The sequence below is a fragment of the Cyanobium sp. T1B-Tous genome (genome assembly GCF_024345475.1).
Lineage (GTDB): Bacteria > Cyanobacteriota > Cyanobacteriia > PCC-6307 > Cyanobiaceae > Cyanobium_A.
The window spans coordinates 1-23,167 of record NZ_JAGQBE010000044.1 but is presented as its reverse complement, the minus strand read 5'-3'; the positions used below and the strand labels follow the sequence as shown (position 1 = coordinate 23,167).

Annotated in this window: 23 protein-coding genes and 1 pseudogene; 5 read left to right on the top strand and 19 right to left on the bottom strand. The window is 68.4% G+C overall.

Annotated features, from left to right (window positions below):
* Positions 1–166 precede the first annotated feature (166 nt).
* Both era and budA read right to left on the bottom strand, forming a co-directional pair.
* The gene (gene era, locus KBY71_RS10540) at positions 167–1,096 is read right to left on the bottom strand and encodes a GTPase Era (protein WP_254928863.1); all 930 of its coding nucleotides are present in this window, start codon (positions 1,094–1,096) and stop codon (positions 167–169) included.
* A gap of 26 nt (positions 1,097–1,122) precedes the next feature.
* A complete protein-coding gene (gene budA, locus KBY71_RS10535; RefSeq protein ID WP_254928862.1) occupies positions 1,123–2,001 on the bottom strand; it encodes an acetolactate decarboxylase in 879 nt (292 codons plus the stop codon).
* Between the two features lie 34 nt (positions 2,002–2,035).
* Here budA and KBY71_RS10530 point away from each other — a divergent pair, with 34 nt between their 5' ends.
* Entirely contained in the window at positions 2,036–2,560 is a 525-nt protein-coding gene (locus KBY71_RS10530; RefSeq protein WP_254928861.1) for a hypothetical protein, read from the top strand.
* A gap of 35 nt (positions 2,561–2,595) precedes the next feature.
* Positions 2,596–4,158: an alpha/beta fold hydrolase gene (locus KBY71_RS10525; protein ID WP_254928860.1), complete on the top strand. Its 1,563-nt coding sequence runs from the start codon at positions 2,596–2,598 to the stop codon at positions 4,156–4,158.
* Positions 4,159–4,204: 46 nt separating this feature from the next.
* On the opposite strand, the gene KBY71_RS10520 is transcribed toward KBY71_RS10525, so the two are convergent.
* From KBY71_RS10520 to KBY71_RS10495, 6 genes are all read right to left on the bottom strand, one after another.
* Positions 4,205–4,939 carry a Bax inhibitor-1 family protein gene (locus KBY71_RS10520; RefSeq protein ID WP_254928859.1) on the bottom strand — a complete coding sequence of 245 codons (735 nt, stop codon included), beginning with the start codon at positions 4,937–4,939 and terminating at the stop codon, positions 4,205–4,207.
* A gap of 142 nt (positions 4,940–5,081) precedes the next feature.
* On the bottom strand, positions 5,082–5,588 hold the full coding sequence (locus KBY71_RS10515; protein WP_254928858.1) for an aromatic acid exporter family protein: 507 nt from the start codon (positions 5,586–5,588) through the stop codon (positions 5,082–5,084).
* Complete coding sequence (locus tag KBY71_RS10510) at positions 5,585–6,616, bottom strand: PhoH family protein (protein WP_254928857.1); 1,032 nt, start codon at positions 6,614–6,616, stop codon at positions 5,585–5,587. Before KBY71_RS10510 ends, KBY71_RS10515 begins: the two co-directional genes overlap by 4 nt.
* Before the next feature lie 11 nt (positions 6,617–6,627).
* Positions 6,628–7,077 carry a 30S ribosomal protein S16 gene (gene rpsP, locus KBY71_RS10505; RefSeq protein ID WP_254928856.1) on the bottom strand — a complete coding sequence of 150 codons (450 nt, stop codon included), beginning with the start codon at positions 7,075–7,077 and terminating at the stop codon, positions 6,628–6,630.
* Positions 7,078–7,127: 50 nt separating this feature from the next.
* On the bottom strand, positions 7,128–8,597 hold the full coding sequence (gene ffh, locus KBY71_RS10500; protein WP_254928855.1) for a signal recognition particle protein: 1,470 nt from the start codon (positions 8,595–8,597) through the stop codon (positions 7,128–7,130).
* Positions 8,598–8,711: 114 nt separating this feature from the next.
* A complete protein-coding gene (locus KBY71_RS10495; protein WP_254928854.1) occupies positions 8,712–10,652 on the bottom strand; it encodes an IMS domain-containing protein in 1,941 nt (646 codons plus the stop codon).
* 96 nt (positions 10,653–10,748) lie between these two features.
* Between KBY71_RS10495 and pdhA the strand changes: the two genes are divergently transcribed.
* Complete coding sequence (gene pdhA / locus KBY71_RS10490; protein WP_396095289.1) at positions 10,749–11,894, top strand: pyruvate dehydrogenase (acetyl-transferring) E1 component subunit alpha; 1,146 nt, start codon at positions 10,749–10,751, stop codon at positions 11,892–11,894.
* Between the two features lie 21 nt (positions 11,895–11,915).
* On the opposite strand, the gene KBY71_RS10485 is transcribed toward pdhA, so the two are convergent.
* The 3 genes from KBY71_RS10485 to KBY71_RS10475 form a co-directional block, all read right to left on the bottom strand.
* Positions 11,916–12,830: a histone deacetylase gene (locus tag KBY71_RS10485; protein ID WP_254928866.1), complete on the bottom strand. Its 915-nt coding sequence runs from the start codon at positions 12,828–12,830 to the stop codon at positions 11,916–11,918.
* Between the two features lie 37 nt (positions 12,831–12,867).
* The gene (locus KBY71_RS10480; protein ID WP_254928853.1) at positions 12,868–13,794 is read right to left on the bottom strand and encodes a sigma-70 family RNA polymerase sigma factor; all 927 of its coding nucleotides are present in this window, start codon (positions 13,792–13,794) and stop codon (positions 12,868–12,870) included.
* Positions 13,795–13,925: 131 nt separating this feature from the next.
* Positions 13,926–15,548 (bottom strand): NAD(P)H-hydrate dehydratase, encoded by a 1,623-nt coding sequence (locus KBY71_RS10475; RefSeq protein WP_254928865.1) that lies wholly within the window; start codon positions 15,546–15,548, stop codon positions 13,926–13,928.
* A gap of 60 nt (positions 15,549–15,608) precedes the next feature.
* Between KBY71_RS10475 and mnmA the strand changes: the two genes are divergently transcribed.
* Positions 15,609–16,817, top strand: coding sequence for a tRNA 2-thiouridine(34) synthase MnmA (gene mnmA, locus KBY71_RS10470; RefSeq protein ID WP_254928852.1), 1,209 nt, complete (start codon positions 15,609–15,611; stop codon positions 16,815–16,817).
* Here the strand turns inward: mnmA and KBY71_RS10465 are convergent.
* The 5 genes from KBY71_RS10465 to KBY71_RS10445 all read right to left on the bottom strand — a co-directional run bounded on the left by KBY71_RS10465 (position 16,808) and on the right by KBY71_RS10445 (position 19,674).
* On the bottom strand, positions 16,808–17,053 hold the full coding sequence (locus KBY71_RS10465; protein WP_254928851.1) for a 2Fe-2S iron-sulfur cluster-binding protein: 246 nt from the start codon (positions 17,051–17,053) through the stop codon (positions 16,808–16,810). The genes mnmA and KBY71_RS10465 overlap by 10 nt on opposite strands.
* Positions 17,054–17,077: 24 nt before the next feature.
* Positions 17,078–18,571, bottom strand: a complete 1,494-nt coding sequence (locus KBY71_RS10460; protein WP_254928864.1) for a cobyric acid synthase — start codon at positions 18,569–18,571, stop codon at positions 17,078–17,080.
* A gap of 23 nt (positions 18,572–18,594) precedes the next feature.
* Positions 18,595–18,969, bottom strand: coding sequence for a type II toxin-antitoxin system death-on-curing family toxin (locus KBY71_RS10455; RefSeq protein ID WP_254928850.1), 375 nt, complete (start codon positions 18,967–18,969; stop codon positions 18,595–18,597).
* A gap of 23 nt (positions 18,970–18,992) precedes the next feature.
* Complete coding sequence (locus tag KBY71_RS10450) at positions 18,993–19,181, bottom strand: AbrB/MazE/SpoVT family DNA-binding domain-containing protein (RefSeq protein WP_254928849.1); 189 nt, start codon at positions 19,179–19,181, stop codon at positions 18,993–18,995.
* Between the two features lie 97 nt (positions 19,182–19,278).
* Positions 19,279–19,674, bottom strand: coding sequence for an Npun_F0494 family protein (locus KBY71_RS10445; protein ID WP_254928848.1), 396 nt, complete (start codon positions 19,672–19,674; stop codon positions 19,279–19,281).
* 22 nt (positions 19,675–19,696) lie between these two features.
* Here KBY71_RS10445 and KBY71_RS10440 point away from each other — a divergent pair, with 22 nt between their 5' ends.
* Positions 19,697–20,296 carry a nucleoside triphosphate pyrophosphatase gene (locus KBY71_RS10440; protein WP_254928847.1) on the top strand — a complete coding sequence of 200 codons (600 nt, stop codon included), beginning with the start codon at positions 19,697–19,699 and terminating at the stop codon, positions 20,294–20,296.
* Here KBY71_RS10440 and KBY71_RS10435 read toward each other — a convergent pair.
* From KBY71_RS10435 to KBY71_RS10425, 3 genes and pseudogenes are all read right to left on the bottom strand, one after another.
* Positions 20,256–21,281 (bottom strand): YcgJ family protein, encoded by a 1,026-nt coding sequence (locus tag KBY71_RS10435; protein WP_254928846.1) that lies wholly within the window; start codon positions 21,279–21,281, stop codon positions 20,256–20,258. The two genes, KBY71_RS10440 and KBY71_RS10435, sit on opposite strands and share 41 nt — an antisense overlap.
* Before the next feature lie 108 nt (positions 21,282–21,389).
* Positions 21,390–22,775, bottom strand: coding sequence for a photosystem II reaction center protein CP43 (psbC, locus tag KBY71_RS10430; RefSeq protein ID WP_254928845.1), 1,386 nt, complete (start codon positions 22,773–22,775; stop codon positions 21,390–21,392).
* A pseudogene (locus KBY71_RS10425) lies at positions 22,759–23,167 on the bottom strand (photosystem II D2 protein (photosystem q(a) protein)); the annotation flags it as partial. The gene psbC and the pseudogene KBY71_RS10425, both read right to left, overlap by 17 nt.

The following is a 23,167-nucleotide window of genomic DNA, read 5'->3' as shown; positions in this document are numbered from 1 at the left end:
CGTCGCTGTCTTCCGCGTCGAGGTCTTCGCCGGTGCTCACCGCGCCCAGGGTGAACTGGCTGCGCAGGCTCATCCATTCGCCGGCGCAGTGGCGCAGGAAGGCGCCGATCTCCTCGGGGGGGAAGGGAGGCTGGGGGCTGCTGGGGTCGCTCATGGCTTGATTCTCTCAGTCGCCCCGGTAGCCCAGTTCGCTCAGGCGCGCGGCGCTGCGGCGCCAGTTGGGCACCACCTTCACGAACAGCTCCAGATACACCGGCCCGTCGATCAGCTTCTGCATCTGCTGGCGGGCGCCGCTGCCGATCTCCTTGAGCATGCGGCCCCCTTTGCCGATCAGGATCCCCTTCTGGCTGCTGCGCTCCACCAGCACCGTGGCGAGCACGGCGGTGCGGGGGCCGTCGTCAACGATGCGCTCGATCTGCACGGCCACCGAGTGGGGCACCTCCTCGCGGGTGTGGTGCAGCACCTGCTCGCGGATCAATTCCGCCAGGAGGAGTTGCTCGGGCTGATCGCTCACCGCATCCGGGGGATAGAGGTGGGGCCCCTCCGGCAGGTCGGCGGCCAGGGCGGCCACCAGGGCTTCGGTGCCCTCGCCGCTGAGGGCGCTCACCGGGTGGAGGGGCCAGTCGCCCGCCAGCTCGCGGTAGCTCTGCGCCAGCTCTTCGGCCCGGGCCGGATCCACCAGGTCGTTCTTGTTGAGGGCCACGTGCACCGGGGCGCGGCAGTGCTGCAGCAGTTCCACGATGAAGCCATCGCCCCGGCCGGCCGGCTCGCTGCCGTCCACCAGCAGCAGCACCACATCCACTTCGCCGATGGCGCCGCGGGCGCTCTGCACCAGGCGCTCCCCCAGCAGGTGGTGGGGCTTGTGGATGCCCGGGGTGTCGAGCAGCACCAGCTGGGCTGTCGGGGTGGTGAGGATGGCCCGCAGCCGATTCCGGGTGGTCTGGGCCACCGGCGAGGTGATCGCCACCTTTTCGCCCACCAACTGGTTGAGCAGGGTGGATTTGCCCACGTTGGGCCGGCCGATCAGGGCCACGAAGCCGGAGCGAAAGCCTTCGGGGCTCGTGGGCAGGGCCGGGATGGTCGCGGGGAACTCCATGGCCCCAGCCTGGCAGCCGGCAGGCCTCAGCAGGGTTTGGCTTCTGCCCGGGCCAGGGCTTCGCTGGGATCCCGGCTGAGGTCAGCCTGGAGGAAGTCGCGCGTCTGGGGCAGGGCCACCCGCAGGTCGGACTCCAGGTGCAGATCCACGGTCAACCGGGCGGCTTCCAGGGCGCCGTTCTCGAGCACGTGGCCACCGCACTGGCGATCGTCGCTGAGGAAATGGAAGTGATAGCCAGGGATGTTCAGGCTGCTGACGTAACCCGGCGACCAGAAGCCCACCAGGGTGCCGCTCAGGTTGCGGTGGTCAAACACGGTCTGGACCGCGGCGGCGGCCTCCAGGTCCGTGCCCGTCTCCACGGCGCTGACGGTGCGCACCTCAATGCGATCCAGCAGGCCGTGCACGCGGATGGCCATGAAGAGGTTGTCGCTGGGCCGCAACGCGTCGAGGCGGCTGCAGAGGTCGGCCCAGCTGGTCACCTGCTCGAAGTGGTGCTGCTGGTCGCTTTGGAAATGGGTCACCACAAAAAATGGCGTCAGTTCCTCGTCGGGGGCTCGGCTGAGGGAACCATCGGCCCGGGCCTGCCAGCACTCGCCCTCCAGCAACACCCCTTCGCCATCGAGGTGGTCGAAGGTGCCCAGGCCGAAATCGCCGTGGTGGGCCAGCTCTCCTACCCGCAGGCAGCCCTGGGACACCCCCTCCACCACGGCCGTGGAGGTGGACACCTGCCAGAGGGTGTGGTGTTCCAGATCGAGATAGTCGCCCAGGGCTGCCCGCAGCACGTGGTGGGCGCTCTCGCCCGTGCGACGGCAATGCGCCTCCAGGGCCTGGCGGTGTCCCTCGGGCAAGTGCAGCTCCATCGCGTGGCGGTGGCGGGACATCGAAGCGGTGCGGGCAACGCCCATAGGCTGCTGTTGCGTGCCGCCCCTGTCCACCGCGATGACCCCAGCTCCTCGCCAACCCACCTTCCAGCAGGCCATGGAGATCACCGCCCAGTGGCTGGCCCTCTGGGAGAACGGTGAACTCAGCGACGAGGTGCTGGCCGATCGGGTGGCCGAGCTGGTGGCCAGCCGGGATGGCGCCCGCGGCTTTTTCGTGGTGAGCCTGGCTGGTGATGGCCCGTTGATGGACCGGTTGCCCGAGCCGTTGGTGCTGCAACTGCGCTTGGCGGGCGAAGGGGTGGTGGACCTGTCGGTGCGCAATCTGGCGATGAGCACGGCCATGGCGCTGCACCACCAGCGGGCCGGGGATGCCGCCCAGCAGGGCGCTTCCGAGCGGGTCCAGATCCGCTGCACCGAGTTGCTGCGGGGCCTGGAGCCCCAGGCGGTGAAGCAGCGGCTCGAAACCCTGCTGGCTGCAACAGCAGGGGAAGGCGACGACGTGGCTTTCCTGGAGCGCTGGGGCTATGACGCCGACCAGCGCCAGGCCATCGCAGCGGCGATCGAGGCGGTGGCGGAGGGCTGAGCCAGGCCAGGATGGCCCCAATGCCGGCCCTCTCCATGGTTGTTCGCCCCCTTGCCATTCGGGCTCTGCGCGCTCTGGCCCTAGCACTGGGCTCGGCCGCGCTGTTGGCCCCAACGGCGGCCCAGGCGATTGAAACCATCAAGCTGCGGCTGCCCCTGCTGGACACCGACTTCACCATCCGGGTGTCCGAATTGCGGGATCCAAAACGGCTGTCGGCTGGCGACAGCGACCTGGCCGAGCTGGACCGCGCCACCGGTGGAGCCATTGGTGAGCGGCTGGCGGCCCTGATGCGCTCCAACCTGCCCCTGGAACTGCGGGCCGTGGTGCGCAATGCCCAGGGATCTCCCCTGCTGGAGCAGGTGTTGCTGCTGGTGGGCGCCCTGGGCGATATCGACGGCCTGCCTGATCCGCTCCAACCGGCCCAATTTCAAGAGGCGATGGAGCGGGCCGCCGCCCAGGGGGGCATCAGCCTGGTGGATGTGCTGGAGCAGTTGCCCGGCTCCAGCGTCACGGTGGAACTGGGTCGGGTGGGCTCCTCGGTGCAGAGATTTCGCCGTCAGCGCCTCCCCGCCGACCAGCTGATCGCGGCCGTGCCGCCGGTGAGCAGTGAGGGGCGCCTGCTGCAGGCGGGCCTTTCAACGCCAGCCCGGCGCGAGCTCACCATCACGGCGCCCCATCGCCCCGAGCCCCTGGCTCTGGTGGTGTTTGAGCCCAACCGGGGATCTACGGCGGCGCCCAACCGGCTGGTGGTGATCTCCCACGGACTCTGGGATGACCCCAGCAATTTCGAGGGGTGGGCGGTGCACCTGGCCAGCCATGGCTACACGGTGGTGCTGCCGCGCCATCCCGGCAGCGACCAGAGCCAGCAGCGGGCGATGCTTTCGGGCAAGCAGCCGCCACCCAAACCGGAGGAGCTGGCCCTGCGGCCCAAGGATGTGTCAGCGGTGATCGATGCCGCGGCCCAGGGCCGGCTGGGCCTGAGCCGGCCGGTGAACACCCAGGCGGTGTTGGTGGCTGGCCATTCCTGGGGGGCTACGACGGCCCTGCAATTGGCCGGGGCGAGGCCCACCACCAGCAAGCTCCTGGAGCTGTGCAACGACGTGCGCCATCCCTCCCGCAATCTCAGCTGGGTGCTGCAGTGCAACTTTGTGGGATCGGCTGACAGTGCTGCCCTGGCCGATCCCCGGGTGGTGGCTGCCGTGGCGGTGAGCCCGCCGATGCGCCTGCTGTTCGACGCCGATTCCGCCCAGGCGATGGGAGCCTCGGTGCTCGTGGTGAGCGGCGGCAGCGACTGGGTGGTGCCCCCTGGCCCGGAGGCGATTGAGCCGATGGCCCGAACCATCCGCTCCAGCAGCCAGGGCCATCGATTGGTGCTGGTGGAGGCAGCGGACCACTTCAATCTGCGCTCGTCCCGCCCGGATGGGGGAGGCCCCCTGCGCGGCCTGATCCTGGCCTGGTTCAATGCGGCCGCCCAGGGTGCGCCGGGGACGGCTCCCCAATTGCCGGGCGGGGGATGGGGCAGCACCACCCATCCCCTGCGGGACGTCACCCCCGCCCTGTCGCAGGTAGCGGTGCCAGCGTTGTTGGGTCAGCCATGAAAAAAGCGCCCCTTAGGGGCGCTTGAGAAGCCGATTGGCTGGGGGCTCAGTCGCGGCGACCGCCGCCGTTGAGGGCAATGATCAGGCGCAGGATGAAGATGAACAGGTTGATGTAGGTGAGGTACATCCCCAGGGCACCGGCCAGGTATTGGTCGTCGCTGTAGGTGCGGGGCATCGTGTAGAAGTCCACGAAGGCGGCCCCGACGAACAGCACGGTGCCGAAACCGGCAATCAGCAGTTCGAAGCCACCGCCGCCGAAACCAGGCACGAAGATGCCGCCCACGATCTGCACGACCATGGCGATCAGCAGGCCGAGGATGCCCAGCCCCACCACGCCGCTGAGGGCCTGGCCGACGTTGTCGCTCATGCGGCGACCCATGAACGAGGCCGCCACGAAAGTGATGCCGGTGGCCAGGGCCGCCGTGCCGATCGCGCCGATGCCGGCGGTGCCGATCGCCATCGCCACAATGCCGCTGAGCGTGAAGCCGGTGATCAGGCTGTAGGCCGTCAGCAGTGGCAGGGCCGTGCTGTTGTTGCCCTTCATGGCCACGTTCTGGGCCACGAAGAACAGGATGAAGTTGCCGATCAGGGCCACCCAGAACAGGGGCATGAACAGGGGCGGGTTGCTGGCCATCAGGGCCAGACCGCCGATCACCCCGCCAGCGGTGAGCACCATGCCGCCGCCCACGTAGGGCAACGCCTTGTTGACCACGTTGGGGCCTACCAGGGCGCTGGACTGGGCCTCACGGATGGCTTGCTGAAAATTGCTGCTGGCCGGCATGGCGCACCAGTGGAAGGAAACTCCACCCATCCTGCCAGCGGTTTTCAGCCAGTGGGAGGCACCAGGGCCGCTGGGGGGTGCGGATCTCCCCATGCAGGCAAAACAGGTGTGTGGCGTTGTTGCCGGGTTTGAACCGCCGGGTTCAGGAGTTGCCGTCGCCCTGGCGCCCGGATCCCGGCCAAAGCCTCACCGCGAGCACCGCAACACCGGTGCCAATGCAGGATTCAACAAAGCGCAGCAGGGCGTTCAGGCCCGGGCTCAGCTTTGGATCCAGGCTGCCGGTGACCATCACCACGATCACCGTGATCGCGGCCAGGCGCCCGTGGCTGGGGATGTGGATGCTGGTGCAGAGCAGCACCGTGGCGAAGATCGCCAGGGCCATGCCGAGTGGGTGAAAGGGCAGCAGCGTCAGGTAGAGGGCGCTGCTGCCGGCGCCGATGGCCGATCCCAGAATGCGCAGGGAGGCGGAGGAGGTTGTGTCCCTGCGGCTGGACTGGGTCACCACGATGGCCGAGATGGCCGACCAGAGCCCGCCGATCTTGGGCAGATAGCCGGGAAACAGGCTGGTGAACCAGTAGCCGAGCACGTAAGCCACCAGGGCTGCCAAGGCGATTTCGGCGGGGATGCGCAGGCGCTCAGCGCTGGTCATGGTTCAAGGCGGCTGCGGGGGGTATCGAATCGCTTTTTCACCGCTGGCGCCAGCTTCTGGGCATCCCGATTGGCGTAGGCGGTCACCAGCCGCTGCACCAGCGGGTGGCGCACCACATCGGCCGCCGTGAGTTCGCAGATCGCCACGCCTTCCACCCCCTGAAGCACCTGGGCCGCCTCAATCAGGCCGCTGAGCTGGCCTGCAGGTAGGTCGATCTGGGTGGGGTCACCGGTGACCACCATGCGGGAGTGCTCGCCCAGGCGGGTGAGCACCATCCGCATCTGGGCGGCGGTGGTGTTCTGGGCTTCATCGAGGATCACGAAGGCATCGGCCAGTGTGCGACCCCGCATGTAGGCCAGTGGAGCCACCTCGATCACCCCCTTCTCCAGCAGGGCGGAGGTGCGCTCCGCACCGAGCAGGGCATGCAGGGCGTCGTAGAGGGGGCGCAGGTAGGGGTCGACTTTCTGCTGCAGGTCACCGGGCAGAAACCCCAGACGCTCCCCCGCCTCCACCGCGGGCCGGGTGAGCACCAGCCGCTCCACCTTGCGTTCGGTGAGCATCCGCACCGCTTGCACGGTGGCCAGAAACGTTTTGCCGGTGCCGGCTGGCCCCAGGGCAATGGTGAGGTCATGGCGCTCCATGGCCTCCACGTAGGTCCTCTGGCGCAGGGTGCGCGGGCGCAGCAGCTTGCCGCTCTGACTGCGGGCCAGCACCTGGCGTCCCAGCTGCTGGTGCTCCTCGCCCCGGCCGGTGTCGAGGGCCTGTAGGGCGGTTTGCACGTCCACCACGCCGATGGTCTGCCCCTCTTCCCAGAGGGGGCGCAGCAGTTCCACCAACGCGGAAGCCCGCTCCAGTTGGCTGGGGCGGGCCTGAATCACCAGGTCGAGGCCCCGCAGCACCAGGGAAGCTCCGGTGAGGGCTTCCAGGCGATGCAGGGTCGACGACTCGGCGTCGCCCGCCAGGGCCAGGGCCGCGGCGGGGTTGGGCAGGGGGATGGAAAAGCTGGACAGCCCCTCTGGCTCAGCCATGGGGCGAGGGATCAAGCTTCGGCGGAGGCGGGCTCGGCCTCAGCGGCAGGCTCCGCCTCGGCAGTGGCGGCGGCGGCAGCAGCTTCAGCAGCGGCCTTGGCTTCGGCGGCAGCAGCGGCCTCGGCAGCCTTGGCTTCGGCCGCATCCTTGGCGGCCTGCTTGGCCGCGGCGTCGCGGGCTTCAGCCTGCTTCTGCTTGCCGATCACTTCGGCGGGACGGACGCTCTTCTCGACCAGTCCGCCTTTCTCGAGCAGGGAGCGCACCGTGTCGGTGGGCTGGGCGCCTTGGCTCAGGCGGGCCCGGATCGCCTCGGTGTCGAGGCGGGTTTCCTTGGTGCGGGGGTTGTAGAAGCCCAGCTCCTCCAGCGGACGTCCGTCGCGGCGGGAGGTGCTGTTGGTGGCCACGAGGCGGAAACTCGCTTCCCGCTTCTTTCCAAACCGCTTCAGGCGGAGCTTGATCATCGTGGCCTTGCCGCTAGGTGTCCAAACAACCAATGTACCTGCTCGGGTGCTCAGAGCTCCCCGAACCCCTTGCGTTTCTTGGCGGGCCGTGAGGGCCGGCGTCCGCCGCCACCGCCCGCCCCCCCGCCCATTCCGCCCATGGCAGGCATCCCCGGCATTCCGGGCATCCCGCCCATCCCGGGCATGCCGCCCATGCCTGGCATTCCTGGCATGCCGCCGCCCTTGGTCATCTGCTGCATGAAGCCGCGCATCTTCTGGAAATCGGCCAGCACCTTGTCCACGTCGGCCGGGGTGTGACCGCTGCCCGCGGCGATCCGGCGGCGGCGGGAGGGTTGGGAGGCCAGCAGTTCCGGCTGCTGCCGTTCGATTTCCGTCATCGAGCCGATCATCGCCTCGATTTTCTTGAGCTGCTGCTCGCCCTGTTTGAGCATGCCGTCGTCGATCTTGTTCATGCCGGGGATCAGCTTCATCAGGCCGCCCAGGGAGCCCATGCGCTTGATCAGGCGCATCTGCTGGAGGAAGTCGGAGAAGTCGAAGCTGGCTTCCTGCAGCTTCTGCTGCATCTTCGCCACATCGGCCAGCTCCACTTCCTTGGTGGCCTTCTCCACCAGGGTGAGCACATCGCCCATGCCGAGGATGCGGCTGGCCATCCGCTCGGGGTGGAAGGGCTGCAGCGCCTCCACCTTCTCGCCCGTGCCGATGAACTTGATCGGGGCGCCACTCACCTTGCGGATCGAGAGGGCGGCGCCGCCGCGGGAGTCGCCGTCCAGCTTGGTGAGCACCGCACCGGTGATGCCCACCTGGTCGTGAAACGCCCGGGTGAGTTCGGCCGCTTCCTGGCCGATCATCGAATCCACCACCAGCAGCACCTCATCGGGCTGCACGGCTTCACGGATCCGCACCATCTCCTCCATCATCGACGTGTCGATCTGGAGGCGGCCGGCGGTGTCCACCAGCACCGTGTCGAAGCCCTCGGCCTTCGCCTTGGCGATGCCGGCCGCGGCGATGGCTTCCGGCTTGGCGTCAATGCCGAGGCTGAACACCTCCACACCGATCTGGCCGCCGAGGGTTTTCAGCTGCTCAATGGCTGCGGGCCGGTAGACGTCCGCCCCCACCAGCAGCGCCTTTCGGCCCTGCTCCTTGAGGTGCAGGCCGAGCTTGGCGGTGGCGGTGGTCTTGCCCGCGCCCTGCAGGCCGGCCATCAGCACCACAGAGGGTTCGCCTGGTTTGCCGCCGGCAGCCAGGGGCGCGTTCTCGCCGCCCATGGTGTCCACCAGCTGCTCGTGCACCAGCTGGATGAATTTCTGATCCGGGCTCACCCCCCGCACCACCTCGGCACCGACGGCCTTGCGCCGCACCTCCTCGACGAAGTCCTGCACCACCGGCAGGCTCACATCCGCTTCCAGCAGGGCCCGGCGCACCTGTTTGAGCGCCCCCTCCACGTTGGTTTCGGTGATGGCGGCCTGCCCCCTCAGGCTCTTGACCGCGTCCTCAAATCGCTGCGAAAGCTCGTCAAACATCGCGTTGCCGCTCGGGGGCCAGGAGTGGGGGCCAGGCCCCGGGATTCAGCTGATCGTAAAAACCGGGCTCGCCGGTCCGCCACGGTCCGGGTGGCGCGGCGCAGAACCGGACCCTCAGGGGGCCTTCTGGAAGCTCGCCAGCCTCCACAGGCCCCCATCCCTGGCAAACACGTAGCGGTTGCGCAGCTCCAGCTTGGTGGGATCGCCTTCCGGGTCCCCCTTGGCGTTGAGCCGCTGGTCCGCGTAGCGAAGGCTCACCGTGGCGGCAATCCGTTTCGGGTCCCGTTCCTCGATGGCCAGCGCCGTGATGCTCGTGCTGATGGTCTGGGTTTCGCCGCGGGCCTGGTCGGCCGCTCGCTCGCTTTCCAGCCGGTCCACCTGGGTGGGCCGGGCCAGCACCTCGAGGGGGATCCGGCTGTCCTTGCCGGCCAGGATTGCGGCCTTGGCGTCGAGCCAGGCCTCGAGCAGCGCCTGCACCTCGGCTTCGCTGGGGGCGTCTGCCCGCAGGGGGATGGCGGGCGCTGCCGGGGCCGGGGGCTTGGCCACCGGTTTGGGAGCGGGCTGCACCGCAATCGGGGTTCGCCCCGGGCCTGGGGGGAGGGGGCGCAGGCGCACGGCCGCAGCGATGGCCAGCAGCGCCACACCGGCCCCGGCTGCCGCCACCGTGGCGGTGCGGCGCGAGGGCTGCGGCAGCTGGGGCCACTGCATTGGGGCAAGCCGAACCTGGGGCCACTGGATCTGGGGCCAGCGCCAGTCGGCCAGCCAGCTGTCCAGCCAGGGTGCTTCGTCTTCGCCCTCGATGTCTTCGTCCTGGTCGGCCGGGGTGGCCGGATTGGCGGCCATCTCCCAGGACAGGGCGCTGTCGGCCGCTGCCGGCAGGGGTTCGCTGGGTGGGTCGTGCTGCTCCACATAGGCCTGCACGTCCCGATCGGCGAAGTAGGCCTCCAGGTCGGGATCGGCTTCCAGGTCGCGGTAGCCGGGCAGCACATCGCGGGTGAGCCAGTCGCGGCAGTAGGCGCAGAGCTGGGCCAGGGGATCGGAACTCTGCTGTTCGGCCCAGCGCCTCAGTTCGGGGTTGGCCCCCCGCTCGAAGGTGGCCCGGGCCAGCTCCACCTGGCCGAGCAGCAGGTGCTGGCAGGCCACCAGCGGTTGCACCCCCTCCTGGCCGCTGGCTTCCAGCCGCTGGCGGGCGGCCGCGATCCGTTCCGGCTTGCGCTGGGCGAAGCCAGAGGCGGTGAGGGCGGTGCTGGCCAGGAAATCGGCCGCGGCGGAGGTGGGAGCCCAACGGCTGAACAGGTCCACCTGCTCCTGGACGGTGAGAAAGGAGCGGATCTGCTTGAAAAAGGCCTGGAACTCCGCCGGCCCCATGCTGGGATCGCCGAAGCCCTCCAGCCCGCCGCGTCGGGCCACCAAGTCCTCCAGCAGCCGCAGTCCCTCGGCCCGCTCGCTTTGGGCCGTGAGATTGCGGCTGAGCAGGTCGAGCACCCGGTAGGGCCGCAGCCCATCCAGCTCGTCGTTGAGCTGCTGGCGAATGGCCGGAAGCTGGCCCATCCGTTGCAACAGCTGCAGGCCCTGTTGCAGGGTCTGGGCGGCGGCCTCGTAGCGCCGTTGTTGGTGCAGGTCGGCGGCACCCGCCAGGCAGGCGAGCCCCGCCAGCAGGGTGAGATCGGCCTCCCGGGTGCTGCCGAGGGCGGGAGCCTGGGGTGGTTGCAGGGCGCGGCAGGCCAGCTCGAAACAGTCCAGGGCCTGGCCCGACTCCAGCAGCAGCAGCAGGCCGCCCACCTCTTTGCTGGTGGGCACATCCAGGGCGGGCATCACCGAGCGCTCATCGCCGGCCAGGGCCGTCAGGTCGGATTCGTAGGCCTGGCGCCGGGGCTCGTCACTGAGCAGGTCGGCGCTGGCCCGCAGCAACTCCTCGCGGGCCAGCAGGGTGTCCTGGGTGAAGCCCTGGTCGGGAGCCCGGTCGATGCGTTGCTGCAGGGTGCGGAGCAGCGACTGCAGGTCGGTGGTCGGGCTGACTCCGAGCAACCGGAAGTGATCGATCGGCAGTTCCAATCCAGGCCCGTCACTGGTGGCTGACTGTAGGCAGGGTCAGCGGTTTTGCCAGAACTTGTTCGGGGCCGCTGAGGTTGGACCTCGTAGAGTTGCTCGATGACGCAGGCAGACATGGGCCCCGACATCGCGGCTGTAACTGGAGGAGCTGCGCCTGGAGCAGCGTCGTCCGGGGCCCCTTCCTGTTCTGCTGACTCCACCAGCCTGGTCGGAGCCCATGCCGAGCGCCTGGAGAATCTCTATCCCTCCGTTCCGGCGACGGTGACCCGCGAGGAGGGCCTGATGCTCTATCGCGACATGACCCTGGGCCGGCGCTTTGAGGACAAGTGCGCCGAGATGTACTACCGGGGCAAGATGTTCGGGTTCGTGCACCTCTACAACGGCCAGGAGGCCGTGAGCACGGGCGTGATCAAGGCGATGAAGATGCAGCACGACTGGTTCTGCAGCACCTATCGCGACCACGTGCATGCCCTCAGCTGCGGCGTGCCGGCTCGGGAGGTGATGAGTGAGCTGTTCGGCAAGGAAACCGGCTGCAGCAAGGGCCGGGGCGGCTCGATGCACCTGTTCTCCAAGGAGCACCACCTGTTGGGCGGCTACGCCTTCATCGGCGAGGGCATCCCGGTGGCCCTCGGCGCCGCCTTCACCAGTCGCTACAAGCGCGATGCCCTGGGCGATGCCAGCAGCGATGCCGTGACGGCCGCCTTCTTCGGCGATGGCACCTGCAACATCGGCCAGTTCTACGAGTGCCTGAACATGGCGTCGCTCTGGAAGCTGCCGATCCTGTTTGTGGTGGAAAACAACAAGTGGGCCATCGGCATGGACCACAACCGCGCCACCAGTGATCCCGAGATCTGGCGCAAGGCCGCCGCCTTCGGCATGGCGGGCGAAGAGGTGGATGGGATGGATGTGCTGGCGGTGCGGGCCGCCGCCCAGCGGGCGATTGAGCGGGCCCGGGCCGGTGAAGGCCCCACCCTGCTCGAGTGCCTCACCTATCGCTTCCGCGGCCACTCCCTGGCTGACCCCGATGAGCTGCGGGCCGAGGCGGAGAAGGAGTTCTGGGCCAAGCGCGATCCGATCAAGGCCCTGGCCGCCCGCCTGATCGAGCAGGGCCTGTCCAGTGCCGAGGAGCTCAAGGGGATCGAGAAGGAGATCGACGCCGAAGTGGCCGACTGCGTCGAGTTTGCCCTCGCCGCCCCCGAGCCCAAGCCCGAAGAGCTCACCCGCTACATCTGGGCTGAGGATTGAACCTGGCTGGGGATTGAGCCCCTACAAGCGGTGGAGACGGGCCTGTTCGCTGGCGGCCCGGAACACCAGGCTGTGGCGTTGCACGAGGGGCCCGATCTCGTCATAGCCCCCGCCGATCACCGTGGCGATGGGGATCCGGCGCCGTAGGCAGGCATCGAGCACTAGCCGGTCGCGGTTGAGCAGCCCTTGGCTACTGAGGCAGAGCCGTCCGAGACGATCGTCGCGATGGGGGTCTACCCCCGCGTTGTAGAGCACCAACTGCGGACGCTCCTGGTCGAGCAAATCCGGCAAGCAGTCGCCAATGGCCGCCAGGTAGGCGTCATCGTCGAGACCATCGTCGAGGGGGAGGTCGACGTCACTGCATTGTTTGCGCAGGGGGAAGTTGCTGGCGCAATGGGCGGAGAAGGTAAACACCCGTGGATCGGTGGCAAAGATCGCTGCCGTGGCATCGCCTTGGTGCACGTCCAGATCCACCACCATCAGCCGTTCCACCGCACCCTCGGCCAGCAGCACCCGGGCGGCCACCGCACAGTCGTTGAAGATGCAGAAGCCGCTGCCATGCAGGGGAAAAGCGTGGTGGGTGCCCCCCGCCAGGTGGCAGGCCACGCCTTGCTGGAGCGCCAATCTGGCCGTGAGCACCGTGCCTCCCACCGCCAGCCAGGTGCGACGCACCAGGGGCTGGGTGGCCGGTAGGCCAATGCGGCGCTGGTCGGCGGCACTGAGTTCCCCCCGGCCAAAGGCCTGGTGATACGCCCTTGGATGCACCAGCTCCAGCCAGCGGCGGGGGGCTGGTAAGGGGGTGTGCAGCTGGCTCGCTGTCGCGATCCCCTGGCTCAGTAGCAGGTCGTGCAGCTGCCGGAATTTCGCCATCGGAAAGCGATGGCTGCTGGGCAGGGGGGCCGAGTAGGCCGGGTGGTAGATCAGCGGAGGCCCCAGAGCCGACTCCTCAGCGACAACCCATCAGCGATGGGGTTCAGAGATTGGTGGGTGTGCGGCGGGTGAGATTGCGCAACTTGCGCAGGGCCTTCAGCTCCACCTGGCGAACCCGTTCCCGGGAGACATCCAGCTGCCGGCCGATTTCAGCCAGGGTGTGACGCTCCTCGCCTTCCAGCCCGAAACGCAGGTGCAGCACCTGGCGCTCCTGGTCGCTCAGATGGCTCAACCAGCGCCCCAGTTGTTCCTGATGGATGCCGCGCTCCACCCGATCGAGGGGCTCCTCCTCGGAGGAATCGGCGATCAGATCGCCCAGGAAGCTGCGGCCCTCGTCCCCGTTCACCGGGGCATCGAGGCTGGAGGTGGTGAGCGCCTGGCGCAGGAGCCCATCGAGTTCGTCGATCGGCATGGCCATCGCTTCGGCGATTTCCTGCCGGCTGGGCATGGCCCCCAGCTTGTGGGCCAGGTCGAGGCTCACCTTGCGAATGGCCGTGAGCCGTTCACTCAGGTGGACGGGCAAGCGGATCGTGCGGGACTGGCAGGCAATGGCCCGGGTCATGCTTTGGCGAATCCACCAGAAGGCATAGGTCGAAAACTTGTAGCCACGGGTGGGATCGAATTTCTCAACGGCCCGCTCCAATCCCAGCGACCCCTCCTGGATCAGATCGAGCAGTTCCAGGCCTTTGCCTTGATATTTTTTGGCAACGCTGACCACCAAGCGCAGGTTGGCCTTCATCATGCGCTGCTTGGAGCGCTTGCCGATGCGCAGCAGCTTTTTTTCGAGGTCGGTGTAGTCCCGCTCCCCTTCTTCGATCAGGCGCATCATCGTCTGCACCTGGTTGCCCAGTTCGATCTCCTCGGCTGGGGTGAGCAGGGGTTCGCGGCCGATGGTCGCCAGATACCAGGTGATCGGGTCGCTACTTCGGCGGCGACTGCTTTCACTGGCCCGCAGCGGTGAGGATGTCATCGGATCGCCTTTGGGAGAAGTCGACTATCGAGGCAAATTCAGCCGTGAGTGTGTGTTTTCAGCAACCCTTCAGCTTTCAATTGCAAAACAACACAATGACGCCCAACACGTGCCGGTATTTGGTGTGGTGATCAACACAGGTTCGCGAGTTGTTGTGCCACCGCCATGGGGCTGGATGCGCCAACGCCTGCTGCGCTGAGTTGAAGTCCGGCCTGGGCGTGGGCCAGGGCGGCGGCGGCCAGCCAGCTGGCATCGGCATCCCCGGTGCCGGCCATGGCCATGGCACCGAGCCCGGCGGCATGGCCGGCCAGCACGTCTCCCAGGCCAGCCCGGGCGCTGTTGGGGGCGGCTTCCAGCAGTTGCCAGCGGCGTCCATCGGGCGCGGCCACCACGCTGCGGGCCCCCTTCAGCAGCACGCAGGCGCCGCTCGATCGGGCGGCGGCGGCGGCGGCGTCCGGGGCCGTGGCGGCGTCGTGGCTTTGGTGGGCCAGCTCGGGAAAGAGGCGGGCAAATTCCCCGGGGTGGGGGGTGATCCAGGTGGGGCCCAGCCGTTGCTGCAACCAGACCCCGGCGCTCAGGCCCAGGCCCTGCGCCACGGGGCCGGCCAGCCGGTTGAGGCCGTCGGCATCCAGCACCAGCAGCCCCGTCCAGGCCAGCAGGCGCTGCCAGCCATCCGCTTCTTCCGGGTTTCCCTGGGAAGCGGGGGGGGCTAGGGGCCCGATGCCCGGACCGATCAGCAGGACATCGAGTCGCTGGGGGTCGAGGTCGAGGAGGGGATCGAGGCGCAGGCTGCCGTGGGGGTGGCAGGCCAGGGTCTGGCTCACCACCACATGGGGGTGCTGTTGCCAGAGGCTGCTGGCCAGGCCTGCCGGCAAGGCCGCCCGCACACTGCCGCAGCCGCTGCTGGTGGCCCCCGCCAGCACCAGGCTGGCCGCCCCCGGGTAGGCCTCACTGCCCGCTACCACCAGCAGCCGACCACGCTGGTATTTGCTCGCGGCTGGATCCAGGGGGGCGCGCAGCCGATCGACCAGATCCCGCTCACCCAGCCCCAACACGGTGGACGGCGGCAGCGTCTCCAGCAGGGTTCCGGGCAGGCCCAGGTCGATCCACTCCAGGGCCCCCACCGCGGCCAGGGCAGCGTCCTGCACCAGCCCGGTCTTCACCAGGCCGATGGCGTAGGTCGTGCTGGCGCGGGCGCTTACCCGGCCGGTGGGTCGGCCCGTATCGGCGCAGAGGCCCGTGGGCACATCCACGGCCACCAGGGCTCCGGGCCGCCGTTGCTGGCGCTCCTCGAGCAGGGCTTCGAGTGCCGCATCGGGTGCCCGCCGTTGCCCGATGCCGAGCAGGGCATCGATCCAGAGTTCCGGGCCGTTGGCCGCAGGTGGCCGTTGCAACCGGGGAATTCCCAGCCAGATGGCGTGGCGTAGGTGGGCCGCGGTGAGGGGTTTGTGGTTCTCGAAGGGGCTCCAGATCGCGGTAGCCACTCCGGCCAAGTGCAGTTCGCGGGCGATCACCAGGCCATCGCCGCCGTTGTGGCCCGGGCCCACCAGCACCAGGGCCCCATGCCGCGCCAGCTGCTCGCCGTGCTGCTCCAGCAGCCGGCGGGTGACCGCCAGGGCGGCCTTTTCCATCAAGGCCTCCACCGGCAGGCCGCTGGCGAACAGCTGCTCCTCCAGAGCCGCCATCTGGGCGCTGCTCACCAGCAGATGGCGGCCATCCCGTTCGGGCCAGGCGGGCAATGCGGGTGGGTGCACCAACCCCGTTTCGGCAACTGGGTTTCATGATGGGAGAACACCTGCTCCCTGTCTGCCCTGTTGTCCGTTTCCGTCGCCACGTCCAGCAGCCCCGCGACACCTTGCACTGCGGCCGGCCTGGCGGCCCTGGATCGGTTGCGCACCTGGCCCGGAGAGCACCGCGTGGCCGTGGGGCTCTCCGGTGGAGTGGATAGCTCCCTGACGGCGGCCCTGCTGGTGGAGGCGGGCTGGCAGGTGGAGGGGCTCACCCTCTGGCTGATGAGTGGCAAGGGCGCTTGCTGCGCCGAAGGGTTGGTGGATGCCGCCGCCATCTGTGAGGAGTTGGGCGTGCCCCACCACGTGGTGGATTTCCGCGACCACTTCAAGGCGCAGATTGTTGACTTTCTGGTGGAGGGGTACGCCGCTGGGGTGACGCCGTTGCCGTGCTCCCGCTGCAACCGGGAGGTGAAGTTTGGTCCGATGCTGCAGTGGGCGGAAGCGGAGCGGGGCATCGGTCGCCTGGCCACAGGCCACTACGCCCGGGTGCGTCATGGGGCTGTGAGCGACAACGGCCGCCACCAGCTGTTGCGGGGCCTCGATAGCCAGAAAGATCAGAGCTATTTCCTCTACGACCTGCCCCAGGAGGTCCTGGGCCGGCTGGTGTTTCCCCTCGGGGAGCTCACCAAGGCCGACACCCGCCTTGAGGCGGAGCGCCATGGCCTGCGCACGGCGAAAAAGCCGGAAAGCCAGGACCTCTGCCTGGCGGATCACCACGGCTCGATGAAGGCCTTCCTGGATGCCTATCTGCCGCCTCGCCCCGGCGAGATTGTGCTGGTGGATGGCACGGTCGTCGGTGAGCACGACGGCATCGAGCACTTCACCATCGGCCAGCGCAAGGGGTTGGGCGTGGCCTGGCGCGAGCCGTTGCATGTGGTGCGGCTGGACGGCGCCATGAACCAGGTGGTGGTGGCGCCCAGAGCCGAGGCCGCCCGGGCCGGGGCCGTGGTGGGCGCCGTCAATTGGGTCTCGGTGCCGCCCCCCGAGGACCCGATCGAGGTGGCGGTTCAGGTGCGCTACCGCAGCGCCCCCGAGCGAGCCCTGCTCACTCCCCTGCCCGCCACCGATGCCGACCGGGCGGCCCAGCGTCCCCACCGGGTTCAGCTGACCTTTGCCGAGGAGCAGTTCTCGATCACTCCCGCCCAGGCGGCGGTGTTTTACGACGGTGAGGTGCTGCTGGGTGGCGGCCTGATCCAGGCCGATCCCGCCCCAGCCACGGGACCTCACCAGTAGGGGTCGCTGGCCAGCTCCACGTCGAGCGCACCGCTGCGGCTGGCGGGAACGGTGGCGATGCAGGCCCGCACCACCTGGCCGTTCACCTCGATTTCGCAGGCGCCGCAGCTGCCCCCCAGGCAGCCGGTGGGGATGGTGACCCCCGCCGTCCGGGCGGCCAGCAGCCAGTCGCACCCGGCCTGGCACTGGCTGGTGTGGCCGTTGGGCCAGCGAATGGTGACGGTGGTGGCGGCCATGGGCGGTGGGGATCGTGTGGCGGCTCAGGGGCCCAGCAGGGGCTCGAGGTTCACATGGGCCTCAAAGGCATCGGCCAGGCGGTCCAGCAGGGCATCCCGCTGGCGGCTGTGGTGGGGTTGATCCTCCGGCAGCGGCGGCAGGCCGCGGCGCTGGCGCAGTTGGTTGAGCCAGCGCCGACGCCAGGGGCCGCTTTCAAACACGCCGTGCAGGTAGGTGCCGGCCACCACTCCCCCCTGCGTGCCGTAGGGCTGCCAATGGCCGAGGTCCGGGTCGCTCGCCAGGGGCCGCAGGCCGCTGTCGGCCAGAGGGGTGCTGATGCCGCGGTGCAGCTCGAAGCCCTCCAGGCTGAGGCCCTGGCCTGGCCAGAGCGCCTGGCTGCTGCGCTGGCGCAGGGCCTTGGCACCGCCGAAGCAGGTGTGCAGCGGCAGCAGGTCGAGGCCCGGCACGGGTTCCCCCGCTGGGGTGACGGGGTCGCCGCCCTCCAGGCCGTCGGGGTCTTGGAGCTGGCGTCCCAGCAGTTGCAGGCCGCCGCAGATGCCGAACACCTGGCCGCCATCGCCGGCGTAGGCGCACAGCGCCTCCCCCAGGCCGGAGCGCTGCAGGGCCGCCAGGTCGCGCAGGGTCTGCTTGCTGCCCGGCACGATCACCGCATCGGGGCCACCCAGCGGTTCCCCCGGTGCCAGCCAGCGCAGCTGGACGCTGGGTTCGGCCTCCAGGGGATCGAGGTCGGAGAAGTTGCTCAGCGACGGCAGCTTCAGCACGACGATCTCGAGTGCGGCGTCCCGCTTGCGGCCGCGGCGCTCGAGCAGATCGAGGGAGTCTTCCGGGGGAAACAGCTCATCGAGCCAGGGCATCACCCCCAGCACGGGTACGCCGGTGTGGGCCTCCAGCCAGCGGCGTCCCTCGTCGAAGAGCTCGCGGCGGCCACGGAAGCGGTTGATCAGCAGGCCGCGGATCAGGGGGCGCTCCACCGGCCTGAGCAGGGCCAGGGTGCCCACGATCTGGGCGAACACGCCGCCCCGTTCGATGTCGGCCACCAGCAGGCAGCGGGCCCGCAGAAACTGCGCCAGCCGCAGGTTGGTGAGGTCGCGGGATTGCAGGTTCACCTCCACCGGGCTGCCGGCCCCCTCCAGCACCAGGCGGCCACCGGGGTGGGAGCCCTGCAGCTCGTGCAGCCCCTGGCGGATGGCGGCCCAGCCCGGCCGGAACCAATCGCGGTAGTAATGCTCGGCGCGGCATTGCCCCACCGACTGGCCCAGGTGGATCACTTCGCTGGTGGAATCCCCCTGGGGCTTGAGCAGCACCGGATTCATGCTGTGGTGGGGCTCCAGCCCGGCGGCCCAGGCCTGGAGAGCCTGGGAGTAGGCCATCTCGCCGCCCACCTGGTCCACCCAGGCGTTGTTGCTCATGTTCTGGCCCTTGAACGGCAAGGGCGTCTCGCCGCGCCGGCGCAACACCCGGCAGAGGGCGGCCGTCATCAGCGATTTGCCGGCACCGCTGCTGGTGCCCAGCACCATCAGGGGCCGGGGGGAGAGCTGGCTCATCCTTTGGCCCTGCTGTGGTCGACAAACCAACGTTCCAGTTCCGACCAGGGAAGGTCGCCTGCCGCAAGCCGTTGAATCGTCAAAACAACACTCGCATTGCTGGCTTGAAAGCTGAAGCCGTTGAGGCCCAGGAACACAACGGCCACGAGAAACCCACTCCGTTTGTTCCCATCGCTGAAGGGGTGGGCGCGCACGAGCGCCTCGGCGTAGGCAGCGGCCAATTGGGGGATGGTGGTCAGTTCTCCGTAGACCCAGCGCTGCCTGGGCCTGGCCAGAGACGAGGCCAGAGCCGTCTCGCTGCGAACGCCCCGAAGTCCACCATGCTCCAGGGTTTGCTGGTGATGGATGGCGTTCACCGCGACGTCAGGCACCCATCGTGGTTCCTGGGTGCCGCTCAACGGGCCAATTCACGCAGGGCTGGTTGGAACTGGCGGGCCGCATCCGTTGCGAGTGCGAGCGCTTCCTGCACGGTGGGATCGAAGGGGGAGAGCAGGATGCCGTGCTCTGTTTCAATCGCCTGCACGCGATCTCCCGGAGCCAGGTGAAACCGGCGGGCCATCTCAGAGGGGATCGTGGCGCTCACAGAACCGCCAGCTTGGCGAAGCGTGACTTCCGTTGGCATCGTTCCGCGACGGCAGTAGCACTTCAATGCTACTTGCCCTTTTGGTCGTGGTGCGTCGTCACAGCCGGGGCCGCCAACGGCGCAACCCGTGCAGCAGGCGATCGAGGCCGCTGGGGGTGGGGATCTCTCCGGGCCACTGGGCCAGCAGCTCCCGGCCCATGGGCGTGAGCCGCACCCGCTCGGTGAGGCCCTGGCCATCCACCTCCCGCCGCAGCACCCCCAGCTGGATCAGCCAGATCCAATGGGCTTCAACCCGATCGGGCGTTGGGGCTCCCCGGCAGAGGCTGGAGGCGTCGTTGCGGCTGCAGAGCCCGGTGCTGCTGAGGGCCCGGTCGGTGACCTCGTCGTAGAAGGCCCTTCGGAACGGCAGGCAGCGCAGGGCCAGACCGGCCCGGGTGAGGGCGCGCTGATCGTTGAGGGGAGGGCTGCTGGGGGTGTCTGCCCGGTGTTGCATAGAAGGATTCTCCCTGATCCCCATGCTCGTTCTCGCTTCGGCCTCCCCCGCCCGTCGTCGTCTGCTGGAGCAGGCGGGCATTGGCCATCGGGTGCAGGTGAGTGGTGTGGATGAGGAGGCGATCCGCCACCCCGATCCCCGCACCCTGGTGCAGCAGTTGGCCCGGGCCAAAGCTGAGGCGGTGGCTGCAGCGGGGAGCGCGGTGTTGGGCTGTGATTCGTTGCTGGTGTTTGAGGGGGAGGTGTTTGGCAAGCCAGCGGACGCGGCGGAGGCCCAAGCTCGCTGGCGGCGCATGGCTGGTGGCTGGGGTGAGCTGATCACGGGCCATTGCCTCCTCGAGGCTCGCCATCCAGCCGCTGAATGGCTCCCCCGACTCGCCGTGGTGGCCACCCGGGTGCAGTTCGCCTCCCTGAGCCCAGCGGAGATCGACGCCTACGTGGCCAGTGGGGAACCCCTCCAGTGCGCCGGTGGGTTTGCCCTGGAGGGGCGTGGTGGACTGCTGGTGGAGCGGATCGAGGGCTGCTTCAGCAATGTGATCGGCCTGAGCCTGCCGCTGTTGCGGCGCTGGCTCCAGCCCGAGATCACTGACCCAGCAGACTGTCGATCAGCTGACCCAGGCTGAGGCCGCTGCTGGGGGCCGCCTGGGGGGTGACGGTGAGCACCCGATCCGACCAGCTGAAGCTGGTTGTGCCGCCTTGGTCCCTCACCTGCAAGGGCCATGCCGTGCCATTGCGATCGCTGATCTGGTAGCTCCCGCTCCGCGGCCGGCTGATGGTGTAGACGTTGCCGTCCTGAAGGCTCACCTCGAGCAGCCGTCCCCGGTTGCTGCGAATCTCGCGCAATTCGCAGCTGCCATTGAACAGGGTCTTGAACCAGCGGCTCAGTTTGCACTGGCCCAGTCGGGCCTGGGTGCTGGCACCTCCTCCTCCACCGCCGCCGTAGAGCTGGTTGGAGAGGGCCGCATTCACCCGCTGCCTGCTCCAGCCATCACTCCAGCAGGTGCGGGCCATCCCGTCGCAGGCGCTGCCATTGCTCAGCCGGAATTGCCGAGGCGGAGCCTGGCCCGCCAGGTTGCGCAGGGCGGCCTGCTCGGCGTAGGCGCCGAAATACTCCCGGGTCAGGCCAAGGGAGAGGCCTGCCTGGTCGTAGCAGAGCTGGCCGCCGGGATCACACACCACCCCGGCTCGGGGAGCCTGAAGCCCCTGGAGGCCGTTGCCGGATCCGTTGGCAGCTGGCGGTAGCGACCCGAACAGCTGCTGGGTGAGCTTGGGCGCAAGCTGGCCCTTCTGCCAGCCATCACTCCAGCAGGTGGCCATGCGCACGTCACATACGGCGCCGTTGCTGAGCCTGAAGTCGTTGGGGAGCGGACGGTTGCGCAGCTCGGCGGTGAGCCGGTTGGCGGCGATGCTGCCGAAGTAGGTCTGGGTGAGGCCCACCGAAGGGCCCTGGCGGTCGTAGCAGGTGGGGCCGGCCTGGTCGCAGATCACGCCTGGGGCAGGGCCGGTGATGGCCCCTTGGGCCTGGGCGGCGCTGGGCGATCCGGCAAGGCTGCTGCTCAGCAGGCCAGCCGAGAGCAGGCCGACCAGGGTGGGTGACAGGGATGACATCCAGGGAGGAGAGGCTCTGGCGAAAACTTACGCACGCCCGCGCACCGCTGCAAAAAAAGCCCCCGCCTTGCGGCGAGGGCTGATGAACCGTCGATTGAACTCTGAGGTTCAGTCGAGGTCGGGCATGGCCAGGGTGGGCTCGGCCTGACGGTCGATGCCCTTCTCGAAACCGGCAGCGGCGGCGCGGGCGCGGCCGGCATGCCAGAGGTGACCCACCAGGAAGAAGAAGGCGAGCACAAACTGCGTGGACGCCAGCCATTGGCGGATGTTCACGAAGTTCACCGAGTTGGGCTCGGTGATGATGCCGCCAACGGAGTTCAGGGACGCGTTGGGCGCGTGGGTCATGTATTCAGCCGCGCGGCGCACTTGCCAGGGCTGAATGTCGTTCTGGAGCTTGTCGAGGCTCAGGCCGTTGGGGCCGCGCAGGGGCTCTAGCCAGGGGCCGCGGAAGTCCCAGAAGCGCATGGTTTCACCACCGAAGATGATCTCGCCGGTGGGGGAGCGCATCAGGTACTTGCCCAGACCGGTGGGGCCCATGGCCGAACCGATGTTGGCGCCGAGGCGCTGGTCACGCACCAGGAAGGTGAAACTCTGAGCCTGGGAGGACTCGGCATTGGTGGGGCCGTAGAACTCCGAGGGATAGGCGGTGTTGTTGAACCAGATGTAGGCCGAGGCGATGAAGCTCATGAAGCTCAGGGCGCCGAGGCTGTAGCTCAGGTAGGCCTCACCGTTCCAGATGAAGGCACGTCGCACCCAGCCGAAGGGCTTGGTGATCGCGTGCCAGATGCCACCGAAGATGCAGATCAGACCGATCCAGATGTGGCCGCCGATGATGTCTTCCATCGAGTTCACCCCGATGATCCAGCCCTCGCCGCCGAAGGGGGCGCGGGTGAGGTAGCCGAAGATCACACCGGGGCTGAGGGTGGGGTTGGTGATGATGCGCACATCGCCACCGCCCGGGGCCCAGGTGTCATAGACGCCGCCGAAGAACATGGCCTTGAAGACCAGCAGCAGGGCGCCGACACCGAGAAGAATCAGGTGATAACCAATGATGTTGGTCATCTGATTCTTGTCGCGCCAATCCTGGGAGAAGAAGGAGGAGTAGTTCTCCAGCACTTCAGGACCGCGCAGGGCGTGGTACAGACCGCCCAGGCCGAGGACGGCCGAGCTGATCAGGTGCAGCACACCCACCACGAAGAACGGATAGAGGTCGACGACCTCACCGCCGGGACCCACGCCGTAGCCAAGGGTGGCCACGTGGGGGAACAGGATCAGGCCCTGCTCGTACATGGGCTTGTCGAAGGTGAAGTGACTCACCTCGAACAGCATCATGGCGCCAGCCCAGAAGACCATCAGGCCAGCGTGGGCGACGTGGGCGCCGAGCAGGCGACCAGAGAGGTTGATCAGCCGGGCATTGCCGGCCCACCAGGCATAACCGGTGGAGTCGAGGTCTTTGCCCCCGACCACCAGGTTGGAATTAAAGGGCGTTTCCACGGGGCAGAACCTCTTCAGGGAAGACGAAGTTTTCGTGCGGCTGGTCAGCCGGTGCCATCCAGGCACGCAGACCTTCATTCAGAAGAATGTTCTTCGTGTAGAAGGTTTCAAACTCGGGGTCCTCAGCGGCGCGGATCTCCTGCGACACGAAGTCGTAGGCACGCAGGTTGAGGGCCAAGCCGATGATGCCGATGCTGCTGGTCCACAGACCCATCACCGGCACGAACAGCATGAAGAAGTGCAGCCAGCGCTTGTTGGAGAAGGCGATCCCGAAGATCTGGCTCCAGAAGCGGTTGGCGGTGACCATTGAGTAGGTCTCCTCTTCCTGGGTGGGCTCGAACGCCTTGAAGGTGTTCGCCTGCTCGGAGTCTTCGAACAGGGTGTTTTCCACC

What these genes read in the sequence shown, in the direction of transcription:
- era (WP_254928863.1), bottom strand. Translation starts at nt 1,096, where the DNA reads ATGGAGTTCCCCGCGACCATCCCGGCCCTGCCCACGAGCCCCGAAGGC.
- budA (WP_254928862.1), bottom strand. Translation starts at nt 2,001, where the DNA reads ATGGGCGTTGCCCGCACCGCTTCGATGTCCCGCCACCGCCACGCGATG.
- KBY71_RS10530 (WP_254928861.1), top strand. Translation starts at nt 2,036, where the DNA reads ATGACCCCAGCTCCTCGCCAACCCACCTTCCAGCAGGCCATGGAGATC.
- KBY71_RS10525 (WP_254928860.1), top strand. Translation starts at nt 2,596, where the DNA reads ATGGTTGTTCGCCCCCTTGCCATTCGGGCTCTGCGCGCTCTGGCCCTA.
- KBY71_RS10520 (WP_254928859.1), bottom strand. Translation starts at nt 4,939, where the DNA reads ATGCCGGCCAGCAGCAATTTTCAGCAAGCCATCCGTGAGGCCCAGTCC.
- KBY71_RS10515 (WP_254928858.1), bottom strand. Translation starts at nt 5,588, where the DNA reads ATGACCAGCGCTGAGCGCCTGCGCATCCCCGCCGAAATCGCCTTGGCA.
- KBY71_RS10510 (WP_254928857.1), bottom strand. Translation starts at nt 6,616, where the DNA reads ATGGCTGAGCCAGAGGGGCTGTCCAGCTTTTCCATCCCCCTGCCCAAC.
- rpsP (WP_254928856.1), bottom strand. Translation starts at nt 7,077, where the DNA reads ATGATCAAGCTCCGCCTGAAGCGGTTTGGAAAGAAGCGGGAAGCGAGT.
- ffh (WP_254928855.1), bottom strand. Translation starts at nt 8,597, where the DNA reads ATGTTTGACGAGCTTTCGCAGCGATTTGAGGACGCGGTCAAGAGCCTG.
- pdhA (WP_396095289.1), top strand. Translation starts at nt 10,749, where the DNA reads ATGACGCAGGCAGACATGGGCCCCGACATCGCGGCTGTAACTGGAGGA.
- KBY71_RS10480 (WP_254928853.1), bottom strand. Translation starts at nt 13,794, where the DNA reads ATGACATCCTCACCGCTGCGGGCCAGTGAAAGCAGTCGCCGCCGAAGT.
- KBY71_RS10465 (WP_254928851.1), bottom strand. Translation starts at nt 17,053, where the DNA reads ATGGCCGCCACCACCGTCACCATTCGCTGGCCCAACGGCCACACCAGC.
- KBY71_RS10460 (WP_254928864.1), bottom strand. Translation starts at nt 18,571, where the DNA reads ATGGTGCTGGGCACCAGCAGCGGTGCCGGCAAATCGCTGATGACGGCC.
- KBY71_RS10445 (WP_254928848.1), bottom strand. Translation starts at nt 19,674, where the DNA reads ATGCAACACCGGGCAGACACCCCCAGCAGCCCTCCCCTCAACGATCAG.
- KBY71_RS10440 (WP_254928847.1), top strand. Translation starts at nt 19,697, where the DNA reads ATGCTCGTTCTCGCTTCGGCCTCCCCCGCCCGTCGTCGTCTGCTGGAG.
- KBY71_RS10435 (WP_254928846.1), bottom strand. Translation starts at nt 21,281, where the DNA reads ATGTCATCCCTGTCACCCACCCTGGTCGGCCTGCTCTCGGCTGGCCTG.